Source organism: Gracilimonas sp., from assembly GCF_035704785.1.
In the GTDB taxonomy this organism is placed as follows: Bacteria; Bacteroidota; Rhodothermia; order Balneolales; family Balneolaceae; genus Gracilimonas.
In genome coordinates, this window is sequence record NZ_DASSWP010000153.1 from 24,178 (window position 1) to 30,397 (window position 6,220).

Annotated in this window: 7 protein-coding genes; 2 read left to right on the forward strand and 5 right to left on the reverse strand. The window is 41.0% G+C overall.

Features of this window, described 5'->3' with window-relative positions; all coding sequences use genetic code 11:
* Positions 1 to 30: 30 nt before the first annotated feature.
* On the reverse strand, positions 31 to 225 hold the full coding sequence (gene rpsU / locus VFM80_RS09165) for a 30S ribosomal protein S21 (protein ID WP_395071527.1): 195 nt from the start codon (positions 223 to 225) through the stop codon (positions 31 to 33).
* Positions 226 to 447: 222 nt separating this feature from the next.
* On the reverse strand, positions 448 to 1,296 hold the full coding sequence (locus VFM80_RS09170) for a TIGR02757 family protein (protein ID WP_395071528.1): 849 nt from the start codon (positions 1,294 to 1,296) through the stop codon (positions 448 to 450).
* A gap of 122 nt (positions 1,297 to 1,418) precedes the next feature.
* Between VFM80_RS09170 and VFM80_RS09175 the strand changes: the two genes are divergently transcribed.
* Positions 1,419 to 2,009, forward strand: coding sequence for a class I SAM-dependent methyltransferase (locus VFM80_RS09175; protein WP_395071529.1), 591 nt, complete (start codon positions 1,419 to 1,421; stop codon positions 2,007 to 2,009).
* Positions 2,010 to 2,017: 8 nt separating this feature from the next.
* Here the strand turns inward: VFM80_RS09175 and mutY are convergent, their stop codons facing one another.
* From mutY to VFM80_RS09190, 3 genes are read right to left on the reverse strand one after another with little or no spacing between them, the layout of a single operon-like run.
* On the reverse strand, positions 2,018 to 3,091 hold the full coding sequence (mutY, locus tag VFM80_RS09180) for an A/G-specific adenine glycosylase (RefSeq protein WP_395071530.1): 1,074 nt from the start codon (positions 3,089 to 3,091) through the stop codon (positions 2,018 to 2,020).
* Positions 3,092 to 3,127: 36 nt separating this feature from the next.
* Positions 3,128 to 4,633: an Ig domain-containing protein gene (locus tag VFM80_RS09185; protein WP_395071531.1), complete on the reverse strand. Its 1,506-nt coding sequence runs from the start codon at positions 4,631 to 4,633 to the stop codon at positions 3,128 to 3,130.
* A gap of 34 nt (positions 4,634 to 4,667) precedes the next feature.
* Positions 4,668 to 5,645 (reverse strand): NAD-dependent epimerase/dehydratase family protein, encoded by a 978-nt coding sequence (locus tag VFM80_RS09190; protein WP_395071532.1) that lies wholly within the window; start codon positions 5,643 to 5,645, stop codon positions 4,668 to 4,670.
* 104 nt (positions 5,646 to 5,749) lie between these two features.
* Here VFM80_RS09190 and VFM80_RS09195 point away from each other — a divergent pair.
* Positions 5,750 to 6,220: glycosyltransferase (locus VFM80_RS09195; RefSeq protein ID WP_395071533.1), on the forward strand; the 471-nt coding region annotated here is incomplete at its 3' end.

A 6,220-nucleotide genomic window follows, 5' to 3' on the forward strand; every position in this document is an offset into this window, starting at 1 on the left:
ACCGGAGGGCTCGAATTCGTTACACTTCGTTTAGAAGTTGTCGCGTTCACGACGTCGTTGCTCTCGCTTGGCTTTTTTCAAAGCTTCGCGTCGCTCAACTGAAGGCTTCGTATACTGTTGACGATCTTTGTATTCGTTGAGAACACGTGATCGGGTTATCAGTTTCTTGAAGCGGTTTATTGCGCGATCAACACTTTCGTTGTCTTTTACTTCGACTCCTAACATGAAGTATCACATCCTTTCGTTTAATTTTTGTTTCCCATAATTGGGAGCCTTCAATATACAAACTCTTTTGCTGATTTAAAATAAAACACCATCAGTCAATATAGGTTCCAACGCAGAGCGTGTGAAACCAGGAAAGAGTTAATCTGATAAGAAACGGGCTCCTTAGGCTCTTCGTAAGAGCAGATTACTTAAACTCGCTCCTACGCTCTGAGTTTGTACGGATTATTCAACCCGTTTGTTAATGATCATCTCCTCAGGAATCTCAGAACCCAATATTCCGATGCCAAATAGGGCATAATCATATTTGGCAGGATCATTAGGATCAAGAAGTTTCATTTTATTGGTGAGCTCAAGAACTGCTTTCCAATCGTTTTGTTTGCGGGAAAGGAGTCCGAGTTTGCGTGCCTGGCGGGCGACATGAACATCAAGTGGGATTTTCAATTCAGCCGGTGACATGAAGTCCATAGTTCCGGGGTCAACAGGACTTCCTTTTCTGATGCACCATCTTAAATACATATACAGCCGTTTGGCAGAACTGTTTTTTTCAGGATTGGAAACGTGCTTTTTTGTTCGAAGGGGCATTTCCGGATGAAATGAAAAGAATTGCTCATGAAATACTCCAACTATTTCCCTCCGTTCTCTCTGTGCTTTTTCTGAGCAGTAAGCCCAAAAACTCTCAAAAGTTTGAAATTTTAAGAGAATGGTTTTCAAGATCTTTGTAAGCCAATGCAGGTCTATGGGCTTAAAAGTACGGTGTTTAAATCCTTCGAAGTTAGGAGCATCACTTTCAGTATAATTAACTATGAACTCTGAAGGCCGGTGATCCATACGCTGAAGCAGGTCTTCTACTTTAGCATTAACAATATCACGTCGACCCCAAGCCATGGTAGCAGCAAAAAAACCGGCTAATTCCCGGTCATTTTTGTCCTCAAAAGCGTGCATGAACTGTACAGGATCATTATTGATATAATCCGGTTGTTCAATGTCCTGGACAAGTTTATCCAGGTATGGCTTTAACAGAAGAATTTGCTTCTTTGAAATGGTTTTAAATTTCTTTCTCTTTGCTGGCACTGAATGAACGTTTTTTTGCTAAAAATTAAGAACGATAGAGTTGGTTAACAGCTTATGTCTAATAGTTGTATCCGTACTTATTCAAACAAATATGTGGCAAATTGATTCAAAAAATTAATTATTTGTTCTTTGCACTTATAGATGCATATATGCATTCAAAGTATGGAGAACGAAAACAAGAGTTGCTCAAAAATCATCCGGAAACGGTGGTTGAAATAGGGGCCGGTTATGGGGCTAATTTCAGATACTTAAACCCGGGTACTAAAGTGATTGCAATAGAGCCTAATGAAGCATTGCACCCGTTGTTAGAACAACGGGCAAAAAACTATGAGATTAACATACAGCTTCACAGTTCAGGAGCAGAAGAAATGAATATTCCTGATAATTCTGCAGAGATGGTTTTAGGCAGCCTTGTTCTTTGTTCTGTTGATGATCCGGTGAAGGCCATATCGGAGATCGTCAGAATACTTAAGCCCGGGGGTGAGTTTGTTTATATAGAGCATGTCAAAGATCATACAAATGGTTGGATATACAGTATTCAGAGATCTGTTAAGAAACCCTGGAAATGGTTTTTTGATGGCTGTCATATTACCCGGGATACAGGCAAGACTATTCGGGAGTCCGGTTTTTCAAAGATAGATCAGGTAGCTTTTTCAAACAGAACGATTTTTGTACCGGTAATTCCACACATAGCGGGTAAAGCAACAAAATAAGAGAACACTTACCTGTCTTGTTCAATCAATCGCTCAGTAAGTACTTTATTAGCTTTTGGAAAAGGATATCGTTCTAAGTCTTTTCTTTCAATCCAACGAATTTCCTGGCTGGATCTGGGTTTCGGTTCGCCGGAAATTAGCTTACAGAACCACGCATGCAGGGTAATGGAAAAATGTGAATAGGTATGTTTTAAATTCATGAGTTCTTTGTAGGCTTTTACTTCAACACCGAGTTCCTCATTAAGCTCACGCTCCACCGTTTGTTGAATAGCTTCATCATCCTTTTTCTTGCCTCCGGGAAATTCCCAAAGTCCTCCCAGCATGGCATCTTCAGGTCGCAGTGCAATGAGTAGTTTCCCGTCCTCACCCTCAATAATTCCGACACCTATAACATGATGTGGCTTTTTCTTGGCAGGGGATTTGTAAGGAATGCTATCCGTTTTTGCCATTTTTGCAGCAATGCATCCCGCCTGCACGGGGCAATTTCCGCAATCAGGGTTGGAAGGTGTACAAACTTCAGAACCTAATTCCATAAGAGCCTGATTGAAATCTCCGGGCTGATCCCGGTCAATTAACTCATTAGCAAAGTTCTGAATTTTGTTTCGGGTTTTGCTGCTGCGAGTATCTTCTTCAATACCAAAATACCGGGTCAGAACTCGAATTACATTGCCATCAACTACAGCATTAGGTTTATTAAAAGCTATACTTGTAACTGCTGCTGCTGTGTATGGCCCAATCCCTTTAAGTTTGATGATCTCATCATAGTTTTTGGGAAGCTTCCCATCATAATTTTTCACAACATCTTTAGCTGCATTATGAAGATTTCTAGCCCGGCTGTAATATCCCAGGCCTTCCCAGGCTTTTAAAACTTCCTGTTGTTCGGCCTTAGCCAGATCATAAACGGTCGGGAAAAGAGAAATGAAATTACGGAAGTATGGAGTGGCTTGATCCACCCGGGTTTGCTGAAGCATGATCTCCGAAACCCAGATTTTATAAGGATCAGGCTCGTTCCGCCAAGGCATTTGCCGTTTATGGTGCTGATACCAACTTAACAGATAGTGCGAAAAATCAGAGTTTTGCAAAAATGATAATGCTTTTAAAAGATTTTCATTATGAAATTATTCTCCACTGCCACGAGAGATGTCCAATACATTTAATGTGACATCCATTGAGGAAGCAGCTCCCAAATGATCAGTAGCAATGACCTTAAAGGTAGATTCCCCAATCTGTCGTTCTGTTGGGGTCCACGTGAATTCCCCTGTTTTTTCGTTGATGGAGGCACCATCGGGCATATCAACGCCAATATAGCGGATCAATGAATTCCGTGGGTTCTCAGGATCGGTGGCATTGAATTCAATAACATATTCTTCATTCACCCCAATACTTGTTGTGCGTACAGGGCTGAACCGGGGCGGGGAGTTAAATGATCTGACATCTACTACAAAACGGATGCTATCTGATTTGCCTTCCGTATTTGTAGCCACAATATTGAACCAATAATTCCCGATCTGATTTATTGTAGGCTGCCAGAAAAAACCCTGTTTTCTGATCTTAGCATTTTCAGCATTAGAACGATAAGAAAATTCTACCTCATCAGCAGGATAGTTCCCTTCCATTTCAATTGCCATGAGCAGCGGACTCGGATAGGTGATCACCTGATTTGGAATAGGTTTGATCTTGAATTCAGAGCCGGAGGTCTGAGCGATTCCGGTAGATTCTTTTCTTAATACAGCAGTAGAAATCTTATCGTTTTCCGCGACCCAAAGCTGTCCGGAGCTGTTCGCAATATAATTGCCTGCATTTATATCTTCTTTCCATAAACCTAAAAGGCCGGATTCGTCAGTGATCCAAATACGTCCGGAGACGGTTCTTGCTATGATCCTCTCATTCCACTGGGTGATTTTTTGAATAGGTTCATTAGTAACACCGATTCGTTTACCAACTCCTGAAGATCTTATCTCAAAAATTTCACCATTTCGGGTACTTCCCCAAACCTTTTCCTCATCTATAAAAATATGGGTAATAGGTGTTCTCAAAAAAATCTTTTGTGATAGGTTAAGGTTTGAATCTTCCTGAGTGAAAACGAAAAGAGAAGGTTCATCTGTAAGCACAAAAAGCTGATTGCTGAAAACGGTAGAGCGAACATCGAGGACAGAGGCGCGGTCAATTTCTCCTTCAGCAATTTTTGTAACATCGCTATCCACAGACTCCGGTGTGCTTAAAGACACCATTCCAAGTCCCTCTTCACCTAAAGCAATGTATAAGTTGTTATTGATACGAGCGGCCGCTCTTGGTTGCTCAGGAAGGAGGGTGGCAGAATAAACACCGAGGGGAGAGGTAGGTTCAAGAACGGTTAGTCTTCTGGAGTCCCCAAACAAATAGGCAAAACGGATATCACCCATTATTTTATATCCACGGCGCTGCATTCCGGTAGATGTATACAGCCACTGAAGAGAATCAGGATAAGCCCGGAAAACAGCCATGCCTTCCTCTTCAGAAAGAATATATAAATGAGTTGGGGAAGCTTCCATCGCGATGACATCAGGAATATCCATGAGCTGACTATAATCCTGCACCAGCTTTTCCTGGGCATTGGCCACTGTTCCAAATAGAAATATTGACATTAAAAAGAGCGCGGTCTTTGAGAGAAAATTCATATTACTTTAACCAATTATGTATTTTATACCAGTGTATGGTTCGAGAGATTCCTTCAGCTAAAGAAATTTTAGAGCGGTAATCTAATTCTTTTTCAGCTTTTTCGGAGGAACAAGTCCATTCTAAAATTAACTCATTTGCTTTTTCTTTATTAATAACGGGATACATGCCGAATAATGATGCAACGTTTTCAATTAAACCGGCGGCTTTCTTTACTAACTTAGGTTTTATTTTAATAGGGATAGTCTTTTTCCCCAAAACCTTGGATGTGACAGCTCTTATCTCATTCCAGGAATGTGTTCCCTCTCCTGAAATAAAGTATGTATGAACACCGGGGTCTTTTTTATTGGCCGCCAATAGTATACCATCAATTAGATCACTTACATAGACCAGAGAAACACGGGGATTGTTCCCGTCTCCGACGATAGGGCAAATACCTTTAGAGCACGATTTAAAAAAAGAATAGATCTGATCTTCGCGTGGGCCGTAAACAGCAGGAGGGCGAATGATCTTTATACTGTCATTTTTATCGGCAGCAACTTTAACGCGGGCTTCCATTTCTTTTTTGGATTCACCGTACATGCTTACCGGGTTCATCTTGTCACTTTCCTTTTTTGGAGAGCCATCGCTTGGTCCGGCAGCTGCCAGGGAGGAAAGAATCACGATGTTTTTCACGCCTTTTTTCTGAGCCAGTCGCACGAGATTTTCAGTGGCATCAACATTAGCCTGAGTAAATTCTTTTTTTGAAGGTGCCTTAACTATGGCTGCAACATGAAAAAGCACATCCACGCCGTCTAAACCCTTAGCTAATGCTTTTAAATCATTAAGGTCTCCCGATATCTTTTTATAATTCAATCCGCTGAGCCATTTTTCGGAAGTTCGCACAAGGCAACGCACATCACTGTATTCATTTGAATCAATGAGTGCTTCAGCCAAATGGCTTCCAATAAAACCTGTTCCTCCGGTTACAAAGGCTTTCATTAATTTCCTTATATTTGAAGATTATTTAGAAATAAAAAGAGATAATAGTAAGGATCATCGCAGAACATACAAGATACAAATCTGCCATCTGCTTTTAAATTTTTATGAAAGAATTACGAGTCGCCCTTTTTACAGGCAATTATAATCATATCAAAGATGGAGTTTCTCTCACATTAAATCGATTAGTTGGATTTTTAGAAGATCAGGGAATACCGGTACTGGTTTTTGCCCCGACGATAAAAGAACCTGCTCTTGAGCACAACGGTAAATTGATAAAACTACCTTCTATGAGGATGCCGGTTTCAGGCCGGGGAGAATACAGAGTAACGACGGGACTTTCTATTGAGGCTGAACGAGAACTGGAAGAATTTGATCCAACGCTTGTGCATATAGCTACACCCGACCGGGGGGGGTATAAGGCACTCAAATGGGCCCAAAGAAATAGTGTGCAGGTAGTTGGTTCTTATCACACTCATTTTACGAGCTACTTTAAATATTACGGGCTCACTCCCATTGAGTTCTTAGCCTGGAGATATTTGAGCTGGTTCTATAATTCTTGCTCACATGTTTATGTT

Excerpts from the sequence above, each read along its gene's own strand:
- rpsU (WP_395071527.1), bottom strand. The coding sequence starts at position 225 with ATGTTAGGAGTCGAAGTAAAAGACAACGAAAGTGTTGATCGCGCAATA.
- VFM80_RS09185 (WP_395071531.1), bottom strand. The coding sequence starts at position 4,633 with ATGTCAATATTTCTATTTGGAACAGTGGCCAATGCCCAGGAAAAGCTG.
- VFM80_RS09190 (WP_395071532.1), bottom strand. The coding sequence starts at position 5,645 with ATGAAAGCCTTTGTAACCGGAGGAACAGGTTTTATTGGAAGCCATTTG.